Raw genomic sequence first — 26,470 nt, forward strand, 5'->3', positions numbered from 1 at the left:
GTAGCCTTGGCAGTCTCAGTAGAAGTAGAATCCAGAACCACAAGGTTATTTGGAGTAAAAGTAAAATCGTCAATTCCTAACAATTTAGGAGCTGTTACCAGAACGGTTCTAAAAGCTTCATCTAGAGACAGTCCACCTACAATCATTTTAGAAATGATGTAGCTCATGTTATAAACAGGGTGTTTTCTCCATGACGCGCTTGTTAAATCTGAACTGATCGTATCTGGTTTAATTCCCTCAGCTAAGCATTTATAAAAAACATTCCAATTAAAGTGTTTTCTACCGTGACCGATATCTAATACTATCCCTCTTTCTACTGCAGCTAGAAATTCTTTTTTTACCTTCCCGGCAGTATTTAACACGTTTCCATCCCTTCCTTGAAATGGATGAGTGAGAATGTCCCCTTTATTAAAATATTGTGTTACCTCTTCAATATCTAGTTTAGTTTCAGTTAAATGAACCATCATTCGTAAATCAGTTCGATCGGCTGCTTCTCTTGCTAAGCGTAATAAAGACCGGTCAGTCGTTATATCTACCTGACCTAAGCGAATCTTAATTCCTAATAAACGATCATCAGCTAAAGATGCAACTTCAACAATTCGATCCAACGAAATACTTTCTGGCTTGGTTGGGTTAGGGTTGGGATGATTGGTTAGCCCTTCTGGTAAGGCTGATAACCAAGAACGAACTGTTAATGGGCTCTTTTCCCAATAACGATTTGCTTCCTCCCATCCGTCATAGCCAAAAGTACCTGCGTCCCCAACTGTCGTTACTCCTGAGGAGAGATATTGTTTATCTTTCACACCAATCTCCGCTCCAGGTGCCCATAAATGACAATGAAAATCGACTAGTCCTGGTACAATTACGCTAGATTCAGATAAATGAATATCCCTATCATCCTCATGAGTAACTGTTATTCTTGTAGACTTATTTGGAATGAATCCCTTTTCTGACCAAATAGAACCGCCTTTAAAATTCCATACTCCCATGCAAATACACCCCTTAACTTCATATTGATATAATAGATTCGTTTATTTAATTATTGACAATAGCATCTTCTTTACATGCCTTGATAACATCCAACCACTGTGCTAAATCACTGACCAATATACACTTCTCTTCTTTTTGGATAGTGGAACAATCAACTAAGTGGTTCATTTCCATACACAAACCAATAAGATAGCGCTTTCAAAAATAAAATGAATGACGCAACCCCTATCCCCAAAGGATTATCACGCACCTCGAAAAATTTTTGTGATTTATCTTACGTAATAAAAATTACTATTTTTTATATAAAAGTAATTTTTATTACCAACAATTTAAATGTATGTTATCACTCATACTTAATAAAGTAAACCTTTTTATAAAGAACAGCAGATAAAGTAAAACGAACAGTGAAGCAAATGGGAAACGATCGTTTTCCGGAAATATAATGGAATTGATGGCGAGGGATATATAGACGTTGTGATTACCATTGGTCTAAAAGCAAAAAAACAATGAAAATAAAAATTCCACTTATGACAGTGGAATAAAATGAGGATGCGGTATTGGGGTACCCAATTTTCCGCACCTCGCTTATCTGATAGAGAAATGTATTCTACTTGCACCTTTCTATCAATCGTGCAGACGGCTCTGAATCTCCCTTTTTTATATGACGTGCTGTTTTTGGTTACTTTTAATTTCACATCATATTAATCATCACATGTAGGGTTCGGATCAACGACCTACTTCTTTTTGTAAATGCCATGTCTTCAATGTCAGCTTTGTTTCATTTCTTCCACTGATGGAGATTGATTTATTTCCCGGGGAAGGAAAGTAACGTGCAGTAAAAACTTCTCGGCCTCCGTTTACAAAAATCTCAATCGACGATGCATCAATAAAGATATGCAGGTCGTGTAATTCCTCTATGACCGCTTCACGAACTTCCTTTGATCGATCTTCAAATCGATCCCGTTCTAATGTCAGCTTCCCTTCCTCTTTATCATAGATGATCCGTGCAGCTGCACGGATACAGCATTCAAACCCTTTCTGTGTGTCAATTTGATCAATGAATACCTCTGCGCTCGTAATATCATCTACAGGGATAGAATGAACAGAACGTTTAATATGAAAAACATACTCTTGTTCATTGGTCCGCATGGATTGAAGTTCACTTACTGGTTTTTGAATGAGATGTCCGTCATCATCTAAACGGAGCTCTCTCGGGATCGTGAGGCAGTGTATCCATTGATAAGAAATCGTCGGATGATGCTCTTCTCCTTGATCAGGCGCCCCCATCCACCCGATTAAAAGACGTCTGCCTGATTCGTCTAGAAAGGTTTGCTGGGCGTAGAAGTCAAAGCCTCGATCCAGCTCCTCAAACGCTCCATGCGTATATTGATAAGTATGATCATCCAATCTCCCAACAAAATAACCTGATTGATGGGTATTGTGATATTTTAAACCATCCGGCTTGAGCCCTTGCGGTGATACAATCAATACATCTCGGCCGTCTAACTCAAACAGGTCTGGACATTCCCACATATAGCCGAAATTGTCTAAACCATTCTTTCCACTGCCTGCAATTGTGCCTTGAAACGTCCACTTCTCTAACGTATCAGAGGTAAACAAAACAAGGTGTCCTTTCAGGTCTAAACTTTGTGCACCAAGAACCATGTACCACTGTCCATTCCTCTTCCATACCTTTGGATCTCTAAAATGGGCAGTGAAACCTTCCGGCAGCGTTGCCACGACACCTTTTTTCTGAAAGTGAATGCCATCCTCTGAAACAGCTAAACATTGATACGTCTCACGGTTCCCTTGTTCATCCCGAACGTTTCCAGTGTACATCACATGCATCTGCCCATCGTCTATAAATGCACTGCCAGAATAACAGCCGTTTTGATCAAACCAATCACTTGGGGCAAGAGCGGCTTCTTCGTGATGCCAATTCACTAGATCTGTCGATGTGTAATGACCCCAGAATTTTGCTCCATGTCCCGTTTTGAATGGCTGCCACTGATAAAAAACATGATAAATTCCTTTCCACTGAATCAGCCCATTCGGATCATTTAAAAGACCGACTGGCGGCATTAAATGAAATTGCTGCCGGTACACATCCTTTTTAACCAAATGCTCATAGTTTCGAATACGTTCTGCTATCTTTTGACGAAGTGCTGCGTCAGTTGTTGTCATGTCTGTGACCACCCCTTGATTATTTTTCGACTTCTTTAACTTTAAAAATGATGGTGAGAATAAATGAAACAGCAACAGCGATTAACATACCAATTACATAATTGACCACATTTTGAACACCGAATGGTGCTGCAATCGCAATCATCGGAATGCCTGTTAAACCATAAGCATTGGCGGCTACCTTCGTGAAAACGACAAATGCCCCGCCCAATGCGCCCCCGATCATCGCCGCAATAAATGGTTTACGGTAGCGGAGGTTTACACCGAATATGACAGGCTCGGTAATTCCTAAAAAAGCAGAGAAGGCAGCAGGAAGGGCAATTTCTTTTGTTTTTGCACGCTTGGCTAAGAAAAAGACAGCCAATCCTGCCCCGCCTTGCGCGACATTGGACATTGCCCAAATTGGCAGCAAATAGTTACGTCCAATATCATTCAGCAATCCTGCCTCTATCGCATGGAAGCTATGGTGAACCCCTGTGAGCACAATTAAAGAGTAAGCACCGCCGAAAATGAGTCCTGCTAAGAACCCTGCATGGTCATAAATAAACGTCAGCGCATTCGAAATTCCTGTACCAAGCATTCTTCCAAGCGGTCCAACTGCAATAAACGTCACAAATCCAGTTACAATCACCGTCACAAATGGGGTCACAAGTAAATCAATACTGTTCGGAACCACTTTTCTTAAATTCTTCTCAACAAGACACATGATATATACGGTCAATAACACTGGAATAACCGTCCCTTGGTAACCAAGAAGAGCAATATCAACATTGAATAAATGCATATATTCTGGTTTTGCTTCCGTCAATCCCCACGGATTAAGCAGATTCGGGTGAATCATAATTCCCCCAATGACGGCTCCTAAATACGGATTTCCGCCAAACTCTTTCGCTGCACTGACCCCAATTAAAATCGGCAAAATGATAAAGGCTGCACTCGAGAACATATCAAGCATTTGGAAGACCGCAGAGCTTGGGTCAGCCCATTTGAAGGCTTTCATCATACCTAAGAGACCCATTAATAAACCGCTTGCCACAATTGCTGGAATGATCGGTACAAAAATATTCGATAACGTCTTTGCAAAACGCGCAAGTGGATTCATTTTTTGTTTCACTGCTTCATCATGGCTGACAGGCTTTTGTTTCTCGTCGCCTGTCTCGAGACCAGTCTCACGAGCAAATGGTTCATACACTTTGTTGACAGATCCCGTTCCGAAAATGACCTGAAATTGCCCTGAACTCGAGAAAGCCCCCTTCACTCCTTCAAGTTCTTCAATGGCCTCTTTGTCAATCAAATCCTCATTATTCACCACCAATCTGAGTCTTGTTGCACAATGTGTGGCACTGATGACATTTTCCTTGCCGCCTAACAGACTTGTTAATTCTTTGGCTGTTTTTTGATAATCCATGATGTCTCCTCCTTTTTTAAAGCAAAAAAGACCTAAAATTCACCAACGAGCAAAGGACATACACGTCCCCTCGTTACGCAAATTTTAGGTCTTGCCTGCCTGACAGTCACAATCCCGCGATATCAAATTTTGATGACGCTTTCATCATAGTATAAGACTGTGACATGCGTCAACCTCTTTTTTCAAATCCAATGACCCATATACACTAATAAGAGTAGTGTGCATAAAAAAAAGCCTGCATGCAGGCACGATCATTTTAAACCAATTCGGCTTCCTGCAGACGCTGGACATGCAGCGTGATGTAGCCGATCTCCGATTCAGGGAGATGAAGTCCATATTCATCTTTTAACAAATCAGCGAGTCCAAGTGCACACCGGTAAGCCGTATCATACTTTGTTTGGATAAAAATCAGCATGTCATCGTCCATGATTTGAAATGCCTCATTCGATTCCAACCTGCCTAATGCATACCTCAAATGTGTCACAAGCCGCTGATAGGAAATACTATCCTCATCAATTGAATGCTGAAAATAGCTTTCAATATGCTCGATCATTTCTTTGATCATCGTTGTATATTTTACGGTCTTTTTCATGGACTCCGTATTCATTTTGGCCGTATGAATATGAAGTGCCACATATCCTGCCTCATCGTCCGGCAGTTCGACCCCAAGCCGCTCCTTTACATAACGAATAGCATACTTTCCAATCTCATATTCCTGCTTATATAAGACTTTGATCTCACCAAGCAATTTATTATATAACACAATGCCTTTTTGAAGGCGTTCAATGGCGAAGGACAAATGATCAGTCAGTGATATGTGGATGTGATCACTGAGCGGCATCATAAGTTTACCTTCTGCATAACTGATGATATGCTCTGCCACCTCAATATGCGCTTCTGGCAATGTGGCAAGAATTTGTTTGAATTTCTCATTTTCTTCACGCACAACAAAGATTTTCTCTATTTTTTGAAGAGGAACGACGTCATTTTTCCCCTTCTGAAAAGCAATTCCGGGTCCCATCACAATTTTCTCCTGATCGCCCTCCTTTACAACCACTGCGTTGTTATTCAATATTTTATATATCTTCAAGGGGTATCCTCTCCCAGCAGATAACATTTCTTATGTGGGATTTTACCCTGTTTCACTTTTTCTGTAAAGGTAAGAGCGGACCAGCACGCGCCTCTCGCATCGTCTTCTCTTCAAGCATCATCAGACTTTGAGTCATCCGCTTCTCTGTCCTGCATTTCTTCTTATGTTCTTCTGCCAGCTTTTCCAGCTCTCTCTCTTTCACTACTTGAAAGAATCCGGCATCCGCCGCGGCCACCTGAAACCCTTGCTGCTTCATCATCACACCAGGGTTCACAAGCACATTCATCATGAAACCAAACCATAGGCTCAACCAGCTTTTTAATTTCTTCACTGAACATCCCTCCGCTTTTCTTAGAATCTAGCAACTCTATCAAAACAACTGCTCCTATCATATCCCGAGAAAAAAGAGAGGTTTGTCACAATCTGGGTGAAAAAACAAACTAGTTTTCAGAAGTTTTGTTGAAAAGTGCAGAAGATCATCATGTGCCTAGATGTTTCATTGAAAATTTTATGCACACGCTATCCCAAAGATAAGCACACCTTATCAACAGGGTTTATCCACATATCAACACCCTCTCACTAGATTTTGTGTATGTAAATTTTTTATTTTCCATATATGTATCTTAATAATCGAGTTATCAACAGACATTTGTGAATAAGTGTGACTTTATAAACAAAATAGTTCTTTGTAACTATGTAAAATAAGACCATTTTAGTAAAGGAATTGTTTTCAACATATTGAATACTTAATAACGGGCAGTGAATCTTTCCTATTTATCCACAAAAAGAAAGGCTATCTCCCTAAAAACACAGCTAGAAAGGGGAAAATTAATGAAAAAGGTCATATCTCGTTCTTCTGTTCTATTGTTCTCCACTATTTTTATTTTATCCACATTCTTTACCGGTCAACAGGCTGCTGCTGCTCCATCTAACAAAAAGGTGGAACTAGAAAAAGCAGAAATCTTCGGTGAAATCAATGTCAACTCGAAAAAACAAACCACTGTCATTGTTGAATTAAAGGAAAAATCCTTAGTTGAAGCTAAGCAAGACGGCGAAGCACAAACAAAAGCCTCCCTCAAAAAATCTCGAACAAAAGTAAAGAACGCAGCACTCAAAGAGGTAGATAAAGCGAGTGTTCGTCAAGAATACGAAAAAGTCTTCTCTGGTTTCTCTATGAAACTTCCTGCAAACGAAATCCCGAAGCTGCTCGCAGTTGATGGAGTAAAAGCTGTTTATCCGGATGTTACATATAAAACCGATGAAGTGAAAAAGGAAAGCATCCAGCTTCCAAACGAAGATGTCTCCCCGCTTATGGATAAGAGCGCTCCATTTATCGGTGCACCAAAAGCATGGGATGCCGGCTATTCTGGAAAAGGGGTCAAAGTCGCAGTCATTGATACTGGAGTAGACTATACCCACCCTGATTTAAAAGGAAACTTCGGTTTATACAAAGGCTATGATTTTGTTGATAATGATTATTCTCCGCAAGAGACACCTAAAGGAGATCCTAGAGGTGAATCCACAGATCACGGCACACACGTCGCAGGAACGATCGCGGCAAATGGACAAATTAAAGGTGTCGCAAAGGATGCCACACTTCTTGCATACCGTGTACTTGGACCAGGTGGATCTGGAACAACTGAGAACGTTCTTGCAGGCATCGACCGGGCGGTTACTGACGGAGCAGATGTCATGAACCTCTCTCTTGGAAACAGTGTCAATAACCCTGATTATGCAACGAGCATCGCTCTCGATTGGGCCATGTCTGAAGACGTTGTCGCTGTTACATCCAATGGAAACAGCGGTCCGAACAACTGGACAGTCGGTTCACCTGGCACATCAAGAGATGCCATTTCTGTCGGAGCAACTCAGCTTCCGTACAGCCTTTACAATGTGAAATTCCCGAACTATTCCACTGCAAAAGTCATGGGCTACTACCAAGAGAGTGATTTAAAAGCGCTTGACCAAAAACAAGTCACACTCGTCCAAGCTGGAATCGGTGACGAAAAGGCCTTTGAAGACATCGATGTTAAAGGAAAGGTGGCCGTGATTGAACGTGGTGCCATTGCTTTTGTGGATAAAGTCGACAATGCAAAAGCAGCTGGTGCAATCGGCGTTGTGATGTATAACAATACCGATGGAGAAATCCCAGTCGATGTACCAGGTCTCGCACTTCCTACAATTAAGCTGTCAAAAGCTGAAGGAACAGCGCTTGTGAAAGCCATTGAGGCTGGAAACAATACAACGGCTTTCTCCATTCAATTTGTCAAAGAACTTAGTGAGCAAGTCGCTGACTTCTCGTCCCGCGGACCTGTTGTGGATACGTGGATGATTAAGCCTGATCTATCAGCACCCGGCGTCAGCATTGTGAGTACGATCCCAACGCATGATCCTTCTCAGCCTTACGGATACGGTTCTAAGCAAGGAACAAGTATGGCATCTCCACATGTGGCAGGAGTTGCAGCGATCATCAAACAAGCAAAACCATCGTACTCAACTGGACAAATCAAAGCATTACTGATGAATACAGCAGAAAAACTGTTTGACGCAAATGGCAGCCCATTCCCTCATAACACACAAGGAACAGGCAGCGTTCGAATCATGGAATCACTTCAAGCGTCTTCTATCGTTTCTGATGCGAGCTATTCTTACGGCACTTTCTTAAAGGAAAAAGGCGTTCAAATCAAAACGAAGAAATTCAAGGTAGAAAACCTTTCAAAAGCACCGAAAACGTATACCATTGATTACAAATTCAATGGCAGCGGCATTAGTACAAACGGAACGAAAAAAATCACCGTCAAAGGGAATTCCACTGGATCCTTTACTTCCGCAGTGCAGGTGAATTACGGAAAAACCAAAAAAGGGACGTACCAAGGCAGCATAACCATTCGCGAAAATGGCAGAAAGGTCACGGAAATCCCTACTTTATTGATTGTGAAAGAGCCAGATTATCCGCGCGTCACTTCTGTTTCCGTAGAGCCTGACAACCGTGCTGGAAGCTATGTCATCAGCAGCTACCTGCCTGGCGGTGCTGAGAACCTTGCATTCCTTGTCTACTCGACAGATGGAGAGTATTTAGGTGAAGCTGGTGTTTATCAACATGTTGATAAAGGAGAGCATCGCGTAAAATGGAATGGTACGATCAATCAAGGCCAGAAGCTTGAAGCTGGTGAGTATACAATGCTTGCGTATGCAAGTTTGAAAGGAAAATCAGATACCGTACAAACGAAGGAACCTTTCGAAATTTACCCTGAATAAATGTGAATCACAAGAAAAGCCTTGTATGAGCGGATAAGCTCATCAAGGCTTTTCGATCATATATGGAGGAAAGAGAAACTCATGTTGATATGGCTATGGATCTTTTCTTTTTTTACTGCTTTTTTTCTGACGATCACCTTGGTTTATTTACTAACTTTTTTACATACGAAGCAGCCTCGTCCTTTTCATCAAGCATGCGAGCTGACTGTTTATGCTTCCTGTATCTACCCGCTCAGCCTGCTGGTGTCAGCCGCCTTCTTCCTCACTCTGATGCTGCTTTTCCCCTTTTACTGGCTGCGTGGACGATAAATATACATACGTTATGCATCAAAGGCTTCTTTTAATAAACGATACGATGTGAGCCGGTCTTGCATGTGATGTGTGATGGTCACAGCAATCAATTCATCTGTCCGATAAGCCTTGGCGAGAGTGGTCAGCTGCTTTTTCACAGATGCTGGTGTTCCAACAACCATCCTTTGACGATTGGCAGCCACTCGTTTTTGTTCATATGGACTGTAAGAATACACCTGTGCCTCTTCAAATGAAGGAAAACCCTCAAGCTTCAGCCCCTGTTCATTGGCAAGTAAAGATAAATCTAAGCTGACAGCCAGTTTTTCTGCCTGCTCCTCTGTTTCAGCACATAAAACAAAGACTGCCAGACTGACACGCGGCTTATCACCGAATACTGAAGGTTCAAACCGATTGATATATTGCTCTACAGAATCTTCTCCGCCTTCACCATTAATAAAAAGAGCAAACGTGTAGCCTGCACCTGCTTTCGCCGCAAGCCTTGCACTCCCTCCAGAGGAACCGAGCATCCAAACTTCTGGCGCGGTCTCGACCTTCGGAGAAGCAGTCAAATGAGGCAGCGGGTAAAATTCATCCGCTAGATCGTGTAAATACACCTTCAACTCTTCTACTTGCTCAGGATATTGATCACCTAAACGCTTTCGCTCCCCATGATGAAGGGCAATAGATGAAATGGGCATACCACCAGGGGCACGTCCAATCCCAAGATCAATTCTGCCAGGAGCCAGCGCTTCGAGAACCCTGAAGTTCTCTGCTACTTTATAGGCGCTATAGTGGGGAAGCATGACGCCGCCCGAGCCAATGCGTATATGCGACGTAACGGCTGATAAATGGCCGAGAAGCACCTCTGGACTTGATCCTGCAAGCCGATTTGAAAAATGATGCTCTGATACCCAAAAACGGTGATAACCCCACTTTTCCGCCTGCTTCGCCAGTTCAACCGTCTGCTTCAAAGCCTCAGCAGGCGTAGCACCTCCTATCAAAGGAGATTGATCCAGTATACTTAATTTCATCATGCTGCACCTCTTACAGAAATCCCCCTCTCTCAAGCGAAAGGGGGATGTCTTATTTATTTTCGATTAAAGCCCTTCTCTTTCACAAATTCTCCAAGGAAGGCACGCTTTGGCTGGCTAAAGCCTCGCAGCATCTGCTCAGACCAAGTATCTTTTCTCTCGCCGTTTGTTCTTGCTTCATAATATGCGGAAATACGATCGTCGTATTCTTTTAAATAACGATCCACATGCGCTTCATCTTGCTGATATGAATTTTCATGATATATGAGTTCAACTGGCAGCCGTTCCTTTTGAGACGACTGATTAGCTGGATGGCCAACAGCCAGACCGAATAACGGCAGCACATAAGATGGTGTTTCAAGCACTTCAGAGACTTCTCTCAGCTGGTTACGCAGTCCCCCAATATAGCAGATTCCAAGTCCCATTGATTCTGCAGCAACACTGACATTTTGTGCAGCCAATGCCGCATCAATGACGCTAATGAGAAAGGCTTCTGTATTCTCAAGCGCCTCCTGATGATTCTTCCCTGCTTTTTTTGCAATATGATCATGGCGTTTCAAGTCTGCACAGAAGACAAAGAAATGCCCATTCTTCTCAACGTAAGGCTGACTCCCAGCCAGTTCAGCAAGCTTGGCCTTCTTCTCCTGATCTGTTACACCAATAATACTATACGCCTGTACGTAGCTTGATGTTGAAGCAGCCTGTGCACTTTTGATCAGTGTCAGCACCTCTTCTTCTGTCAAACGCTCGTCTGTAAACGAACGAATGGATCGATGATTTAATATGGTTTCTATCGTTTTGTTCAACTCGAAGACCTCCTTGACTTCTTCTATCATAAAACAAAGACATAGGGCTTTTCAAAAATTAAAACTCGCAATAAAAAAAGACAGCCTATACTTAGACTGCCCTTACCCGTTTTATTTAAATAAATAACTTTGATATTTCGTCAATTGAACGCTTGCGTTATAGGCGATCCCGAATCCAATGAGAACGGACAAGACAGAGCTTCCTCCAAAGCTGATAAATAAGAGCGGAATCCCTGTTACAGGCATCACGCCTATATTCATTCCAATGTTCTGGAACGTATGGATCACAATCAAGGCTGTATATCCGACGCAGAAGAATGACGCAAATCGGCTATAAGGATGTATTCGGTCAATCAGTACGACAAGCCGGTAGATCAAGAAGAAGTACATGATCACGACAAACGCACAGCCGATAAAGCCAAAGGCTTCACCTATAATGGAGAAAATCATATCCGTTTGTGCTTCTGGGACATAGACCTTTAAGTTTTTAATACCATTTCCAAAAATCTGCCCTGCACCAATGGCCATAATAGCTCTATCAACCTGAAATTTGTCACTACTTGTAGCATCTTGTATTTTAGTTTCTTCAGAATTCGCAGAGCCATCTGGAATCCAAGCAGTTATCCTATTAATTTGATATGGCTTAACCCCAAGACTTTCTTTAGCGAAATCCGGAAATAATAAAACTACAGAAAGAACCGTGATTATTAAGAGTACAACAACAGAACCAATCAACGAGATTATCTTCCAATTAACTCCAGACAAAAAAATCATTACCATTACAATAAACATACAAACAGCAGCAGTACCTGCATCCTGCAAGAAAATTAAGCCTACTGGGACTATTGAAACTCCAGCAATTTTTAATAATAGATGAATGTCGTCTTCTAATCGCCGTCTTTCTTTAGGTGTTGCTTTACCAATCACAGAAGCCAACATCATGATCAGACCTATTTTCATAAACTCTGAAGGCTGAAATGTTCCAACACCTGGAAGAACAAACCAACTTTTTGCACCATTTATAGTAGGAGCAAAATCATGACCCCCAATTTGTGCAGGAGCGACTTTAAGAAGAATTAACAGCATAATGCCGCCTATAAATATATATAAGCTCAGTTTCTCTAATTGCTCTAAGTCAAAATAATTAATAGCAACAATACATATAACTCCGACCATATAGTATATGATCTGCCTTGTCCATGCATTAGATCCATACTGCCCAAATTGACCCGCAGCATAAATCGCAATGACACTGATGGCAAAGAAGGCTAAAAATATAAAAATCAAATCTCCTTGATAGTAAGGAGATGTATTCTGCTTGTTCATGAACTAACCACCCTTATTACAAAACATAAAAGCCCTTATTTATATTAGATTGAAATTTTCACAAAATCAACTCACTTTAAATATGACGGAAGATACATCCGAAAGGTTCCATTCAATTTTCAAAAAATGAAATACTTTTCATCCTAACAATAGGAAAAAATTCCTCTATACACTTTTCATTCAACCGATCTCAAGTCCTTTAAAAAGTTTATTTTACAGATTTTAAGGGGAAAATTCAATGACCTATGTGGCGATATGACAAGTAAACATCAGATGAGATAGCTGCACTGAGGAATGAGGAATAAAACCATTTTGTATGGAATAAGGCCCATTTTCCAATTATTACGTTTACTTCAAAGTCAATTGTGGTATAATACCTGTAACAAAATGTTCACAATATCTCCTAAAAACAGACACAATTGCATCCTGACCTCTCATTTGATTTGAACATCAACTTACAAAGGAGTTGGATACGATGGATATGTTCTTTGCGTACCTATGTATTGCAACGGCTACACCCCTGTTTTTATGGCTGGAAAACAGAAAGATTGCATTAGCATCTATTCCACCCATTATGATTATGTGGATTTTCTTCGGTCTTTACATGACAAGCAGTTTATCTCCAGCAGGACATACCTTCATGATCGCATTCTTTGCCATTAACGTGATTTTGGCTCACATTGCAGCGTTCCTCATCTACGGACTTCCATTCATTCGCAAAAGATTCAGCAGCAGATAGATATCGCCCAACTATTGGAAGCGTTATCACCATTATGATAAAAACCACTCACCTTTAAGAGATGAGTGGTTTTTTTATTATTTCTCTGAATGCTCAGACTGCTTTGGTGCAGACGGTGAATAACCGTCTTTACTGTTCTCTCCGTGGCTGTAGTGAGCCGCAAAGATCCAAACAGATCCGATGACGAAGATAATCGCACAGAACAGACCAAACAAAGTATTTCCGACTTGAACAGTTCCGTTCTCGCTCTCTGTCATGTGCATAAACATAAACAGCTGCAAGAATGCTTGAATGAACGCAAAACCAAAGATAATCCATAGTTTTGCGGAACTGCCAATTTCAGCTCCAATGGCAATCCAGAATGCTAAGATTGTCAGCACAATGGATAGAATGAAGCCAACTACGTGTTTCCAAGGGAAGTGTTCGTGCTCTGCTGAGGAATGTGTTTTTCCAGCCATATCACAAAAGCCCCCCTAATCCGATCAAGTAAACAGCTGTGAAGATGAAAATCCATACAACATCAAGGAAATGCCAGTATAGACTTGAGATGAAAATCTTCGCTGCTGTTTGTGGAGTTAATCCACGTTTTTTAATTTGGAACAAGATTCCGGTAATCCAGAAGATACCGATCGATACGTGTAGTCCGTGAGTTCCTAAGAGTACAAAGAATGCAGACCAGTACGCACTTGTATGGATGCTCGCACCCTCATGTACATAATGGAAGAACTCAAAAATCTCAAATCCAACGAAGCCTGCACCTAGAAGCAGTGTGAGAATCGTCCAGATGACAACCCCTTTTGTACTTCCACGGCGCATTTCATGAACGGCAATCCCACATGTAAATGAACTAACCAATAGCAGGAATGTCATGATCAATACAAGCTTCATATCAAACAGCTCAGCTGGTAAAACGCCACCAGCTGTTCTGCCATGTAGAACAAAGTAGGTCGCAAAAAGTGTTGAGAATAACACGATTTCCGCGCCAAGGAATATCCAGAAACCAAGGATGTTTAAACGTCCGGTTTCAGAGCGATATTCAAGCGGTGCATTTGCATAGCTGCTATCATTATGTCCCATTACTTCTGCGCCTCCTTATTCTTTTTCTCTGTTTCGATTACTTCTTCAACAGGAATATAGTAGCCATCGTCATATTCGAATGAACGTAAAATCATCGTTGCGAATACACCGATTAAGCCAATAACGCCAATCCAGTACCATTCAAATACAAGACCGAATGCACCAAGTCCAAAGAATGCAGACATGATCAACGGTCTGCCTGAATTGTGCGGCATGTGAATTTTCTTGAATTCTTTTTCAGGATGAACGTCTACATTGTTTTGCTTCCAATGATGGAATGCATCTGGTGTTGTCACTTCTGGAAGTGCTGCAAAGTTATAATGCGGCGGAATTGCAGAAGATGTCGCCCAGTCAAGTGTACGTCCTTCTCCCCAGCTGTCTCCAGACACTTCACGTTTTGCGTGTCTCCAGCTGTAGTAAATGTTGTAGCAAAGGATGATGAATCCGATACCCATCATAAATGCACCAATTGTTGAAATAAAGTTTAGTGCAGTCCAGCCATCTTCTGGTCCATACGTATAAATACGTCTTGGCATTCCTTGCAGTCCTAAGAAGTACTGCGGGAAGAAACAGATGTTAAATCCGATCATGAATACCCAGAAGAACCATTTGCCGATTCTTTCGTTTAACTTGTAACCAAACATTTTTGGATACCAGAAAACAAGACCAGCAAAACAAGCAAATACAGTACCTGCGATTAATACATAGTGGAAGTGGGATACAAGGAAGTACGTGTTATGGTACTGATAATCCGCAGCTGCCATCGCAAGCATAACCCCAGTTACACCACCGATTACGAAATTCGGGATGAAACCAAGTGCCCAAAGCATTGGTGATGTAAAGCTGATACGGCCTCGATACATCGTAAAGAGCCAGTTAAAGATTTTCACACCTGTTGGTACAGAAATCGCCATTGTTGTAATCGAGAAGAATGAGTTAACCGCTGCACTGTTCCCCATTGTAAAGAAGTGGTGAACCCACACAAGGAAACTAAGAACAGAGATTGCCACAATCGAGACAACCATCGCTTTGTAACCAAACAACTGCTTTCTTGAGAACGTCGCAAAAATTTCTGAGAAAATACCGAAAGCCGGCAGGATAACAATATATACCTCAGGATGTCCCCAAATCCAGAATAGGTTCGCCCAAAGCATCGGCATACCGCCTGCTTCGAGTGTAAAGAATGCAGAACCGAATAAACGATCAAATGTCATAAGTGCTAAAGCAACTGTTAGTACAGGGAATGCAAAAACGATGATGACAGACGTAATCAATGTTGTCCATGTAAACATTGGCATACGCATAAGTGTCATACCTTTTGTACGCATTTTTAAGATGGTCACCATGAAGTTAATACCTGTCATAAGTGTACCAATACCTGCAATTTGGAGCCCGAGCAAGTAGTAGTTCTGTCCAGGTCCTGGTGAGAAATCATTTCCGGCGAGCGGCATGTAACTCGTCCAGCCTGCACTTGGTGATCCTCCAATAACGAAGGAAATGTTGAACAGCATTGCTCCTACCATGAATGTCCAGAAGCTAAGGTTGTTCAAATAAGGGAATGCAACGTCACGTGCACCAATTTGAAGAGGAACAACGACGTTGATTAAACCAATTAAAAATGGCATCGCCATGAATAGAATCATGATCGTACCATGCGTTGTAAAGATTTCATTATAGTGGTTTGAATCTAAAAACGTATTATTAGGAAGCGCCAGCTGCGCGCGCATCATCAGTCCGTCTACCCCACCGCGGAAGAACATAATCACAGCAGCAAGGATATACATGATACCAAGCTTTTTATGATCAACTGATGTCAGCCATTCTTTCCAGAGCCATTTCCACTTTTTAAAGTAGGTTAAAACAAACACGATGGCAATGGAGGTAAGAGCGATAGAAATTTGCGCACCAAGAATTAATGGGTCTCCAGTTACAAAAAACTCATCCCATTTTAAATGCATAACGGCCTCCTCCTTTCCTTAGTCAGTTTATTCTGTTTCTAATTTTCTTTTATAGTTCTTCACATTCTCGAAAGGATCTGTCTTGGAATGCGGAGAAACTGCTTGGTAACCTAAACGTTTGCGTGCTTGGAGTGCATATTCAGAATCCTCTCCGTGCTTCGCAAAGGATAAATGTGTTGATGAGAATGTCTGCACATCTGCAGCATCAGGAAGCATCAAGTAGTCATACGTTTTCTTCGTTAACTTCGGTGCTTCTTTCTTTGTTTTATTTACCCATTTATCATAGTCAGACTGCGTCATCGCATTGACTTTGAATTTTTGCTGAGCAAAGCCCTCGCCTGTGAAATTGGCGTTTCTTCCTTGATATGTGCCAACTTGATCAGCTTGAAGGTATTGTTCCATCTCCATTCCAGCCATCGCATACTTCTCCCCGCCTAGCTGAGGAATCCATAGTGATGCCATTGTATCAGCGGAAGTGATTTTGAATAAAACCGGCTGATCTTTTGGAATGTTTAAGTAGTTCACTGTCTCAATATTTTCCTCTGGATAGCTAAAGATCCATTTCCAATCAACAGCTGTCGCATAAACGACAAGAGGATCTTTATGGCTTGTTGCTTGAGGTGCCTCTTCCAAAGAGTAAATTGTTTTTACAGTTGGAACTGAAAGGGCAGCAACGATTAATATTGGGATCACTGTCCAGACAACTTCTAGAAGCGTGTTCCCGTGTAGTTCTGGGTTATAAGAGGCGTTTCCAACGTCCTTACGCTCACGGTATTTAACCAAAATGATGGTAAACATTACAAATACCGCACCAACGATAAAGAGCATAAATCCGATCGATAAAAGGATTAAGTCTTTTTGTTGTGCTGCGACTGGTCCTTTAGGATCTAAAACAGCGATATTGCTGCAACCTCCTAATACAAAAACACTCACGAGCATCGCTAATAAAAGCATAGGTTTAATGGCTCTGAACAAGAAGATCACCATCCTTCCTTAGATAATGTATAAATTGCTGAATAATTGTGAAAAGCCATCTGCCTTCGAAAACTTTTCTTCCCTTTGTAATGCTATCAAAATCTGTTAGAGTTAGCTTCCCTTTTTTCAAAAGTTCATTTATTTTTCAACAGATTTCTTTTAAAATGTCATAAATTCGACATAAATTTATATTATTGCACACACAATAAATTTCTAGGATTTTGAAAAGTTGAGAGTTGAAGGCAAAGGACAAACAATCAAGAACTTTGTCAAATTTAGGTTTACCACAATAAAAAAGTTTGGTCAAATTTCAATTTAACTTAATGAAATTTTATCTAGGTAAACAATTTCAAAATAGGTATCCCCACATTTAACAAAAACCTTACTTATTTTAACGCAAGTTGATAAGAAAAGAAAGTATCGATCCTCTGACTATACGCTGTAAGAATTGGTAATCATGTTGAATATGTGGAATCCCACTTAATGACTTCCAGCAAAAAACCGGCTTAGCGCCGGCATTCTGCAATTATTCATCTCTTACTAAAATATCAGGGCGCCTATAGATGTCCCCTTCATGTTCAACGTCAATGTATGTCCACTTGCCTGTATAGGTTAAAAAGCGGTTCCCCTCTTTCTCTACGACCATCGTATCCTCTGATTTCAAACCAGGCAATGAAGGGTTCCATGTAAACACTTGCTGCAGCTGAATTTCTTCCTTCGATGAAGGCACTGCAATCATTTCTCTAGATACAAAGCCCGTTTTTCCTCCTTGATGAAGCTTTTTCCAGCTATCAGGGAAGCCTTCTTTTTCATACTGAGCGATACCTGCTTTCAACACGTCTCCCAAAGTCTTACCGGGGCGCGTAGCGGCATTCATGACCGTGTCAATTCGTGCAAGCCGCTCTTTGTTCTCTTCAAGCTCCTGTGGAAGCTGACCGAAGTAAACAGACCTTGTGACATTCGCCACGAGTCCATGCCGTTCAGCACAAAGGACAACAAGCGCATGCTTTTGAAGTTTTTTGTCTGTTGGAATTGGATGACGGTATTGATGAATCCGGTCATCTGTTGCTACAAGCAGCACTTCAATCGTCATTCCCTGCGCGATCGCTTTTTGAGCCGCTAAAGAAGCGATTTCGTGCTCCGTCTGTCCTGGAACGATTTCTTTACAGACACTCTCTACAATGACCGCTGTTTCATGACAAAGTGTTTCATATTGGCGGAGCTGTGATGCAGAAAGAATGGATCGAACTTGCGACAAATCCGGCTCAACCCATTCGAATCCAGCCATTTGAATGTCTGACCCGATTCGTTTGTCTTTTGTGAGTGTTTGAATGTGTGCCGTATCATCCTCAAACCAATCCATCGTCACCACTTGAAATGGGTGATCGATATACGCCATCTCTTCTTCAATGATCCGCTTTTCTTCCATTTGATTCACAATGAGGACGATGTCGTCTTTTAACACAAGCAGCTTGCACACGCCCTCTGGTGTATTTAACACGATATGATTTCTTCTTCCTCCTGTCAGCCAGGAGAAGTTATTTCGCTTGTGAATTAAGACACCGTCGAGCTGTTTTTCTTCCATTATTGTTCTTACTTGTTCAATCATCTAATCACCTGCCTATATGAGTGTATGAATGAAACGTTTAAAAGCTGTTTTCCCTTGCTCGGTTCTTTTAAACACACCCGCCTGTGAGAGAATTCGAGAAAAAATCATGCCGACTTCTTTTTGTAAAATGGCTTCTGTATTCTCCTCTGTAAAGGTGTTCTCTTCAAGCAGACGCTTTGCCCATGCTTCGTGTTTCGTGATAGCAGAACGGGCTTTGATTTCTTCAAGGGGGTTTTGGGATAACAGCGCTTCTTTTAATTGGTTTAATTCCTCTGCTAATCTACCAGGAAGAACTGCAAGACCCATCACTTCAATTAATCCGATATTCTCTTTTTTAATATGATGGACTTCTTCATGCGGATGGAAAATTCCGTCCGGGTGCTGCTTGTTTGTACGATTATTACGCAGCACTAGATCTAATTCATAGTCATCTCCATGTCGGCGTGCAATTGGTGTAATGGTATTATGCGGCGTCTCTCCTGTATGAGCTAGCAGCTCCACTTCTTCATCTGAATACATTTTCCACTCGTTTAAGATAAAGTCAGCGGCGTCTGCAAGCATCTGCCTATCGCTGCTTCGAAGGCGGATCACAGACATCGGCCATTTCACAATCCCGGCCCTCACATTCGGAAAGGCACTCAGAGAAAAAGCATCTTCAAGCTTCGCCTTCGCCATCGGAAATTCATGCGCACCGCCCTGAAAATGGTCATGACTTAATATACTGCCCCCGACAATCGGAAGGTCGGCGTTCGATCCGATGAAATAATGCGGGTATATATATATGAAAGAAAGCAATCGTTCAAAGGTCTTTTTGGTGATACTCATCGGCTCATGTTCGCCTTTGAACACAATGCAGTGCTCGTTGTAGTACACATAAGGTGAAAATTGTAGAAACCAAGATTCATCTGTGAGTGTCACAGGAATAATCCGGTGATTCTGTCTCGCTGGATGGTTGATCCGTCCCCCAAACCCAACGTTTTCTTTACAAAGCAGACAAAGAGGATATTGCTTTTGACTAAGTTTTTTGGCTTCAGCGATTGCTTTTGGGTCCTTTTCCGGCTTCGATAGATTAATTGTGATCTCCAGCTCGCCATCATCTGTTGGTGTAAACCACTGCACATTTTTGGCGATTCTGCCAGTATGAATATAGTGTGCGTGCTGCTGCATTTCATAGAACCAGCTTGTAGCCGCCTCTGGCCCTTCATGCTGGCGTTTCTCTTCAAACTTCGCGTAGATGACACTTGGAGGCGCCACCAAGCATCCCATGATTTTCGCATCTAGTAAATCGCGATACGTATCCGTCCCCTCAGGGATATTGCCAGTCTCTACTGCCCAATCCAGTATTGGCATTAAGATGTCTTCAAGTTCCGCATCCCCTGAGACTGTTCTTGCCTCAGCTTCATCCAGCCCAAGCACCTCAAGCAGCCGATTTCTCGTATAATCGATATCTAGTGGTGTAATCAGCTCTTGATTAACTCCGTATTGAATCAGCTGTTCCAGTTTTTCAAAAATATCTACCGCCATTCTCTTTGTCCCCTCTCTTGCCTGCCTGTTACGCGTTATTTACTCTGGTAACCGTCTGGATGCTTCTGGAACCAATCCCACGCACTTTGAATAATGGTGTGAAGGTCAGCATATTGAGGTGTCCACCCTAATTCTTGCAGCGCTTTTTCAGAAGAAGCAATCAGCTTTGCTGGATCTCCCGCGCGTCTGTTAGCCACCTGTGCTGGAATCGCATGCCCCGTGACGTTTCTTACAGCATCTACTACCTGCTTCACGGAGAAACCTGTGCCATTCCCTAAGTTATATGTTGCACTTCCTTTTCCAGCACGCAGACGATCAACTGCTAAGATGTGCGCCTCTACTAAATCCATGACATGAATGTAATCTCTAATACACGTGCCGTCCTCTGTCTCATAATCATCACCGTAAATCATGATCTGATCTCGTTTTCCTAAAGCCACTTGCAGAATGATCGGAATGAGGTGTGTCTCAGGCTGATGATCCTCTCCGACAAGTCCTTCTGTATGAGCACCAGCTACATTAAAGTAGCGAAGCACGACGTATTTCATTCCATATGCCTGCTCAGACCACTTCAGCATTTTTTCAATCGCAAGTTTTGTTTCTCCATAAGGATTGGTTGGGTTCGTCTCATCCGTTTCAACGATCGGCACACGCTTTGGTTCACCATACGCAGCTGCGGTTGAAGAGAAAACGATGTGTTTCACATCAAATTCATTCATCACCTGAAGTAAAGCTGTTGCTCCCCCAACGTTGTTGTCATAGTACTTTAGCGGGTTTGTTACACTCTCACCTACAAGTGAATCTGCGGCAAAGTGCATAACCGCTTCTATTTGATGCGTTTTGAAAACCTGTCTCAAAAAATCTTGATCTCGTAAATCTCCCTCTTCTAAAACAGCTCCCTCCAAAACAGCTTCTTTGTGGCCTGTCTGCAAATTATCCACTACTACTACTTGTTCACCTTTCGCTAATAGAGCCGCTACAGCATGACTGCCAATGTACCCTGCTCCCCCGCACACTAAAATCGTCATTACACTTCCTCCTTCGTGAGTTCTCTTGCGCCGCCTCCAATTCCAGCTGTGTAAAAAGAGGCTTCAATACCTGTCTTCTCTTGATAAATCGCACCCGTTTCTTCTATAAATGATGCCAGCTGCTTTTCTTTCACAATACTGATCGTGCAGCCGCCAAAACCCGCGCCCGTCATACGGGAGCCAATCGTTCCAGGATGGAGCCAAGCGGCTTCTGCCAGAGTATCCAGTTCAAATCCAGTCACTTCATAATCATTCTTTAAAGAGAGATGAGATGCCTTCATAAGCGCACCTATTTCTTCCATTTTATCATCTTTCAGAAATTTGACTGCTTTTATGGTTCGGTCGTTTTCTGTCACCACGTGCCTTGCACGTTTGCGGCATGTTTCATCCTGAATCAAGTGGGCATGCTCGGCAAATTCATCAGCCGTGAGCTCACATAAGTGGACTAGATCGATTTCTTTTCGCAAATCGTTTAAGGCTGATTGACACTCTGACCGGCGTTCATTGTATTTGGAGTCTGCCAGTGTCCGCTTTTTGTTTGTATTGGCAATGACAAGCGCCAGCCCCTCTTGCCGAAACGGACTGTATTCAAAATCAAGGGTATCGCAATTAAGCAAGATGGCGTGATCTTCTTTTCCAAGAGCGATTGAAAACTGATCCATAATGCCGCAATTGACGCCAATAAATTCATTTTCTGCACGCTGCGAAAGGAGGGCAAGACGGGCACTTGAAACGCCGAATGAATGCCATTCATTGATAAAGACAGCGGTGACAAGCTCGATGGAGGCAGAGGAAGACAGCCCTGCGCCATTGGGAATATTGCCGCCGTATACAATGTCAAAGCCTTCTTCTATCTTCATCCCTGCTTCGATAAACTGATGGAACACGCCCTTCGGATAATTCGCCCAGCCGTCTGACTCCAAGTAAGCGATTTCAAAAAGGTCGAATTCTTTCACACCATCGCCATCAAAGTTCAAGGAATACATTCTCACGCGGCCATCTGACCGCTTGGCACATGCTGCATATGTACCGAGAGTGAGCGCACAAGGGAATACATGACCTCCATTGTAATCTGTATGTTCACCAATCAGGTTCACTCTTCCTGGGGCAAAAAAATAGCGAAGTTCTTCTTCTCTATCCCCAAATTGCTGGTGAAATGCTGTGCGTAACATATCGATCATATCCATTCCCCTTTTCTCTTCTGATACTCTTATTTTAGTTGCCTGAACTGCGTAAGTTCAATGGTAAAAAAATCGTTAAAAAATACCCTTTTTTTGCTGTGAATGGTACGATGTGATATGAGGTGTACTATGATTCAAAATAGAAAAAGGTTGTTTTTTGCTGTGAAGGAGGTTTTCCAATTTGAAGAAGGAAGCATTTGCATTTCGTTTTCACCATTCTGATGTTACATTGCCGGCACAAATATGGTCTGTTGGCTGGGAGGTTCAATCATCTTCGTTATACAGCTGGAATGGCGTGGAGCGGAAGGATCAGGGCAAGTGCATCTTTCAGCTCACACTGTCTGGACACGGCATGATTGAAATCGGACAGAAGCGGTTCAAAGTCTTGCCAGGGCAGGCCTTTCTTGTGAAAAGCCCAAGTGCCTATCAATATTATTTTCCAGAAGACAGTGAGCATTGGGAATTTCTCTATTTGACGCTTTATGGGGACGCCTGCGATCTTTGCTTTGACCAATTTATAGACCAAGGAAAGCAGGTCATGCGTTTTCATCCTAATTCCAAACCGATCCGCCTGCTGAAGAAAATTTATGATGAAGCCAGTGAAAGACGGATTACCAATCCATTTGAGGGGTCTAGCCTTGCTTATCAATTTGTCATGGAACTGTATTCATATTTGCCAAAGCTTGAGGGACAAATGGAGAAATGGCCTGAGCCCATCGTTCAAGCGGCCTTGTTTGCCAGCCATCATTTTCACGAGGAAATTGGCCCAGACGATATGGCAGCTGCGGCACGTTTATCCAAAAGTCATTTTACGAGGGAATTCAAAAAGGCCACTGGCTTCACACCAATTCACTACTTAACCAATATCCGGTTAGAGAAGGCGGAAACATTACTAAAAACAACGAAATACTCGATTGAAGAAATTGCCATACAGTGCGGCTACCGAAATGCGAATTACTTGAATAAAGTCTTTCGAAAGAAAATCGGCATGTCTCCAAAGCAACTGCGGGAAACAAGCGATGCATAATAAAAAGCAGCCGCTTTATCATTGGCTGCTTCTTTTACGCTTTTGACAGGTCAACATGAATTCTCCCTTGTCTTAAAACAATGGTCATTTGCGTATCAGGGGTCATTAAGTTTTCTAAAATGTCCGTTGCCGTTTGAAGCGCAATGTCCATTCGGTTGATCTTTTCCTTTTCTTGTTCCGAAAACGCTTCTGGATGTGCGGTCATTTCTTTGACTAGCCTCAGCACTTGTTCATGCTGCTTTTCTGTTTGTTGATATATGGCATCATATAAGTCGTCTGACCTGCTGCTCATTTCACATCACCTATCTTTTTTTATGTGTTAAATCGCATCTTCTTTTGTTTTCTTGAAGACGAACCATTTACTGGCGACATAATTGACCACCACAATCACAAAGTTGACGAGAATTTTTGCGACGGTTTCATTGAGCGCCATTTGGCTCACAAATAAAATCATCAGCCCCAGATCTACACCTAGAGACATGAGACGGACACTAAAAAATGAAGAAAGCTCACGCATGAGGCTTTTTGTGTCACGAGCCTTTTGCTTGAAGACATACTTCTTATTGGTGATATAAGCAAAGAGAACAGCAAATACCCATGAAACAACCGTAGCTGTTTTGTAATCCATGGAAAACATCTCAACGAATAAATAGAAGCTGACGATATTGACAATGGTTGTACACACACCCATCACAAGATACATGACAACTTCTCGATACTTTTGAAAAAGGCTATACATGTCTTTCTTCATTCCTTTTTGCTGGTTTCTGTTTCTTTTAGAATACCATCTTAAGAAGAACTTCCCAAACGAACAATATGTACGTCCTGCAAAGATGAAATTTGTTCTACTCGATGGCAAATGTCAACACAATTGGTTTATATGAGTCAAATGTTTTAGGTCTTTTTCATTATTTTAATTTATAATCTTTCAACTGACATAACAATTGTTTATTATTAGAAGTAAGATTTCAATATTTATGGGTTTTTTAGTCATTTTTTTAGGGACGTGGTAGGTGATAGATTTTACAAAATAGGTTAAATGTCATCATTTTTCGACAAAATTTATTTTGTGCTGTTTTCAACCACACGTACAGTTACTAGACGGTTTGTTCAAGTCATTGGTTGCAGTGAATATGTCTTATTGAACTGGAGGATATTATGGATACGCAAGTGAAAAGAAGAGTTGACGAAGAGTGGGTTTATTTGATTCAGGAAGCGAAAAAAATTGGACTAGGCATCGAAGAAATACAAGCTTTTTTAACATCCAACGGTGATCAGAAGATGATAAACAAACCGTAAATCAACGCCGTTATCCTTTGTCTTTCAGACTGCTTTGGCTAAAAGTTCTGACCTGTCAATTGACCTTTTGAAAATCCTTTCATGACGATACGCTACAATAATTGAACACCTCTCCATACCAATCCCTTCACTCAATGGGGTTCTGTCTTTCTATATTAGGAGGACAGTCCACTTCCCGTTCTCTATATGATCCCTTTTTAGTTGCATTCATGAAAATTGTCCTTCTCTCGTTATAAAACCAAGCTGCCCACCCATATATTAACCATGAAAACAATGAGAAAGCAGAAAGGTGGGTAGAGCGTGAGTTCAGATTCCCTTTCGTATTATCACCAAAAAAAGGATCAGTATTATCATGGGGTAAACCCGGTCATCGTCAGTCGTATTCGCGCGGAATGGACGTCTTTATTGGATATCGGATGCGGCACAGGCAAGCTTGGAAAAGTCCTGAAACAAAAGGGCCGAACCATCTATGGCATTGAGTCATTTGAGGATGCAGACAAAAGAGGCTGAGCAAGAGCTGGATCATGTTCTCTGCGGAAATATTGAACAGATGGCTCTCCCTTATGACCATGAACAATTTGACTGCATTATTTTCGGAGATGTCCTCGAGCATTTATTGGACCCTTGGGCCGTTTTAAAAAGGATGAAACCCTTCCTTAAAAAAGAGGGTGCCATCTTGTCATCTATTCCAAATATCGGCCACATTTCAACGGTTTTAGAATTACTAGCCGGCAGATTTACTTATACAGATGCAGGGTTAATGGATCAAACCCATTTACGCTTCTTCACGCTTCACGAAATACATGCACTCTTTCATTCAGCGGGTTTTCGCATTCGCGAATTCGAGGCTATTCGCGTACAGCATCCTTCCTATGCAGGCGTGTTGAATGACCTACATGAATTACTCATGAAACACGGCATTCGTTCTGATTTTCACGAGGCTGCTACAGCCTATCAATATGTAGTCGAGGCGGTTCCATTTCATGAGTAATCCGACCATCCTGTTTGTTTTATGTGTAAATGATGAATCGATGTTTCAGGCTTGTTTCCGGCAGCTCGCTTCGCTTCCGGCTCCTCATGGATACCATGTGGAGGTCTTACCAATCAGACAGGCATCAAGTATGACCTCTGCCTACAATGAAGCCATCACTCATCCAGCTCAGTTTAAAATTTATCTTCATCAGGATACCTTGATTGTCAAACAGCATATGCTGCTTGAGCTCATCCCCCTTTTTTTACAAAATCCATCACTTGGCATGATTGGCGTGATTGGAGCAGAAAACGTGCCTGACAATGGAATTTGGTGGGAGAGTGCTGATTGTAGGGGAAAAGTCATTGAATATCGCCACGACACCTATCAGCTGCTTTCCTTTGAAAGAGGCCGTCAGCAGCCCGAAGTACAAGACTATATTAAAGCTTCGGCTATTGATGGTCTATTCATGGCAACACAATACGATGTGAGGTGGCGTGAGGACCTCTTTGATGGCTTTCATTTTTATGATGTCTCGCAGTCCTTTGAATTCACTCAGCAGGGCTATGAAGTTGGGATTGCAAAACAAGAAGAGCCTTGGTGTATTCATAAATGCGGAGATCATTTTGACGCAGAAGCATATGAAAAAGCGAGAGAACAATTTCTTGCAAATTATCGATAGAAAGCACCCTTTTCGGG

The 26,470-nt window shown here is 41.9% G+C and carries 23 protein-coding genes and 1 pseudogene; 6 read left to right on the forward strand and 18 right to left on the reverse strand.

The window, feature by feature from the left end:
- The 5 genes from AOQ70_RS15540 to AOQ70_RS15560 form a co-directional block, all read right to left on the reverse strand.
- Positions 1–989 (reverse strand): amidohydrolase family protein (locus AOQ70_RS15540; protein WP_059377193.1); only part of this gene is annotated, 989 nt, incomplete at its 3' end.
- A 727-nt stretch (positions 990–1,716) separates the two neighbouring features.
- Positions 1,717–3,174, reverse strand: coding sequence for a glycoside hydrolase family 32 protein (locus AOQ70_RS15545; protein ID WP_059377195.1), 1,458 nt, complete (start codon positions 3,172–3,174; stop codon positions 1,717–1,719).
- Positions 3,175–3,193: 19 nt separating this feature from the next.
- Complete coding sequence (locus AOQ70_RS15550; RefSeq protein WP_059377197.1) at positions 3,194–4,582, reverse strand: sucrose-specific PTS transporter subunit IIBC; 1,389 nt, start codon at positions 4,580–4,582, stop codon at positions 3,194–3,196.
- A 256-nt stretch (positions 4,583–4,838) separates the two neighbouring features.
- Complete coding sequence (locus tag AOQ70_RS15555) at positions 4,839–5,672, reverse strand: PRD domain-containing protein (protein ID WP_039182354.1); 834 nt, start codon at positions 5,670–5,672, stop codon at positions 4,839–4,841.
- 52 nt (positions 5,673–5,724) lie between these two features.
- Positions 5,725–6,003, reverse strand: coding sequence for a hypothetical protein (locus AOQ70_RS15560; RefSeq protein WP_059377200.1), 279 nt, complete (start codon positions 6,001–6,003; stop codon positions 5,725–5,727).
- A gap of 500 nt (positions 6,004–6,503) precedes the next feature.
- On the opposite strand from AOQ70_RS15560, the gene AOQ70_RS15565 reads away from it, so the two are divergent.
- The gene (locus AOQ70_RS15565; protein ID WP_058838483.1) at positions 6,504–8,930 is read left to right on the forward strand and encodes a S8 family peptidase; all 2,427 of its coding nucleotides are present in this window, start codon (positions 6,504–6,506) and stop codon (positions 8,928–8,930) included.
- 320 nt (positions 8,931–9,250) lie between these two features.
- On the opposite strand, the gene AOQ70_RS15570 is transcribed toward AOQ70_RS15565, so the two are convergent.
- The 3 genes from AOQ70_RS15570 to AOQ70_RS15580 all read right to left on the reverse strand — a co-directional run bounded on the left by AOQ70_RS15570 (position 9,251) and on the right by AOQ70_RS15580 (position 12,384).
- Positions 9,251–10,255 (reverse strand): LLM class flavin-dependent oxidoreductase, encoded by a 1,005-nt coding sequence (locus tag AOQ70_RS15570; protein ID WP_059377204.1) that lies wholly within the window; start codon positions 10,253–10,255, stop codon positions 9,251–9,253.
- Between the two features lie 53 nt (positions 10,256–10,308).
- Complete coding sequence (gene nfsA / locus AOQ70_RS15575) at positions 10,309–11,058, reverse strand: oxygen-insensitive NADPH nitroreductase (protein WP_058838481.1); 750 nt, start codon at positions 11,056–11,058, stop codon at positions 10,309–10,311.
- 111 nt (positions 11,059–11,169) lie between these two features.
- Complete coding sequence (locus tag AOQ70_RS15580; RefSeq protein WP_059377207.1) at positions 11,170–12,384, reverse strand: FtsW/RodA/SpoVE family cell cycle protein; 1,215 nt, start codon at positions 12,382–12,384, stop codon at positions 11,170–11,172.
- A gap of 475 nt (positions 12,385–12,859) precedes the next feature.
- On the opposite strand from AOQ70_RS15580, the gene AOQ70_RS15585 reads away from it, so the two are divergent.
- Complete coding sequence (locus tag AOQ70_RS15585) at positions 12,860–13,123, forward strand: spore morphogenesis/germination protein YwcE (protein ID WP_008345491.1); 264 nt, start codon at positions 12,860–12,862, stop codon at positions 13,121–13,123.
- 77 nt (positions 13,124–13,200) lie between these two features.
- Here AOQ70_RS15585 and qoxD read toward each other — a convergent pair whose 3' ends face one another.
- The 8 genes from qoxD to AOQ70_RS15625 form a co-directional block, all read right to left on the reverse strand.
- Complete coding sequence (gene qoxD, locus AOQ70_RS15590; protein WP_007497818.1) at positions 13,201–13,581, reverse strand: cytochrome aa3 quinol oxidase subunit IV; 381 nt, start codon at positions 13,579–13,581, stop codon at positions 13,201–13,203.
- Position 13,582: 1 nt separating this feature from the next.
- Positions 13,583–14,200, reverse strand: coding sequence for a cytochrome aa3 quinol oxidase subunit III (gene qoxC, locus AOQ70_RS15595; RefSeq protein ID WP_039182371.1), 618 nt, complete (start codon positions 14,198–14,200; stop codon positions 13,583–13,585).
- A complete protein-coding gene (gene qoxB, locus AOQ70_RS15600; RefSeq protein ID WP_007497822.1) occupies positions 14,200–16,158 on the reverse strand; it encodes a cytochrome aa3 quinol oxidase subunit I in 1,959 nt (652 codons plus the stop codon). Before qoxB ends, qoxC begins: the two co-directional genes overlap by 1 nt.
- Before the next feature lie 27 nt (positions 16,159–16,185).
- Positions 16,186–17,142 carry a cytochrome aa3 quinol oxidase subunit II gene (gene qoxA, locus AOQ70_RS15605; RefSeq protein ID WP_099663814.1) on the reverse strand — a complete coding sequence of 319 codons (957 nt, stop codon included), beginning with the start codon at positions 17,140–17,142 and terminating at the stop codon, positions 16,186–16,188.
- 517 nt (positions 17,143–17,659) lie between these two features.
- Positions 17,660–18,742 (reverse strand): M24 family metallopeptidase, encoded by a 1,083-nt coding sequence (locus tag AOQ70_RS15610; protein WP_059377210.1) that lies wholly within the window; start codon positions 18,740–18,742, stop codon positions 17,660–17,662.
- 12 nt (positions 18,743–18,754) lie between these two features.
- Positions 18,755–20,266: a UDP-glucose--hexose-1-phosphate uridylyltransferase gene (gene galT, locus AOQ70_RS15615; protein WP_059377214.1), complete on the reverse strand. Its 1,512-nt coding sequence runs from the start codon at positions 20,264–20,266 to the stop codon at positions 18,755–18,757.
- Between the two features lie 35 nt (positions 20,267–20,301).
- Positions 20,302–21,294 (reverse strand): UDP-glucose 4-epimerase GalE, encoded by a 993-nt coding sequence (gene galE / locus AOQ70_RS15620; RefSeq protein ID WP_058838477.1) that lies wholly within the window; start codon positions 21,292–21,294, stop codon positions 20,302–20,304.
- Positions 21,294–22,475, reverse strand: a complete 1,182-nt coding sequence (locus AOQ70_RS15625) for a galactokinase (RefSeq protein ID WP_059377294.1) — start codon at positions 22,473–22,475, stop codon at positions 21,294–21,296. The genes galE and AOQ70_RS15625 overlap by 1 nt, the downstream gene beginning before the upstream one ends.
- A 181-nt stretch (positions 22,476–22,656) precedes the next feature.
- Here AOQ70_RS15625 and AOQ70_RS15630 point away from each other — a divergent pair, with 181 nt between their 5' ends.
- Entirely contained in the window at positions 22,657–23,502 is an 846-nt protein-coding gene (locus AOQ70_RS15630; RefSeq protein ID WP_059377217.1) for an AraC family transcriptional regulator, read from the forward strand.
- Between the two features lie 34 nt (positions 23,503–23,536).
- Here AOQ70_RS15630 and AOQ70_RS15635 read toward each other — a convergent pair whose 3' ends face one another.
- Positions 23,537–23,794, reverse strand: coding sequence for a hypothetical protein (locus AOQ70_RS15635; RefSeq protein ID WP_039182389.1), 258 nt, complete (start codon positions 23,792–23,794; stop codon positions 23,537–23,539).
- A gap of 27 nt (positions 23,795–23,821) precedes the next feature.
- Positions 23,822–24,253: a GtrA family protein gene (locus tag AOQ70_RS15640; protein ID WP_039182392.1), complete on the reverse strand. Its 432-nt coding sequence runs from the start codon at positions 24,251–24,253 to the stop codon at positions 23,822–23,824.
- 407 nt (positions 24,254–24,660) lie between these two features.
- Here AOQ70_RS15640 and AOQ70_RS15645 point away from each other — a divergent pair, with 407 nt between their 5' ends.
- The 3 genes and pseudogenes from AOQ70_RS15645 (at position 24,661) to AOQ70_RS15655 (ending at position 26,453) form a co-directional block, all read left to right on the forward strand.
- Positions 24,661–24,801, forward strand: coding sequence for an anti-repressor SinI family protein (locus AOQ70_RS15645; RefSeq protein WP_008345506.1), 141 nt, complete (start codon positions 24,661–24,663; stop codon positions 24,799–24,801).
- Between the two features lie 300 nt (positions 24,802–25,101).
- Positions 25,102–25,792 (forward strand): annotated as a pseudogene (locus AOQ70_RS15650) (class I SAM-dependent methyltransferase).
- Positions 25,785–26,453, forward strand: a complete 669-nt coding sequence (locus tag AOQ70_RS15655) for a glycosyltransferase family protein (RefSeq protein WP_059377220.1) — start codon at positions 25,785–25,787, stop codon at positions 26,451–26,453. The pseudogene AOQ70_RS15650 and the gene AOQ70_RS15655 overlap by 8 nt, the downstream one beginning before the upstream one ends.
- Positions 26,454–26,470 lie beyond the last annotated feature (17 nt).

It is taken from the genome of Bacillus sp. AM 13(2015) (assembly GCF_001518755.1).
Lineage (GTDB): Bacteria > Bacillota > Bacilli > Bacillales > Bacillaceae > Bacillus > Bacillus safensis.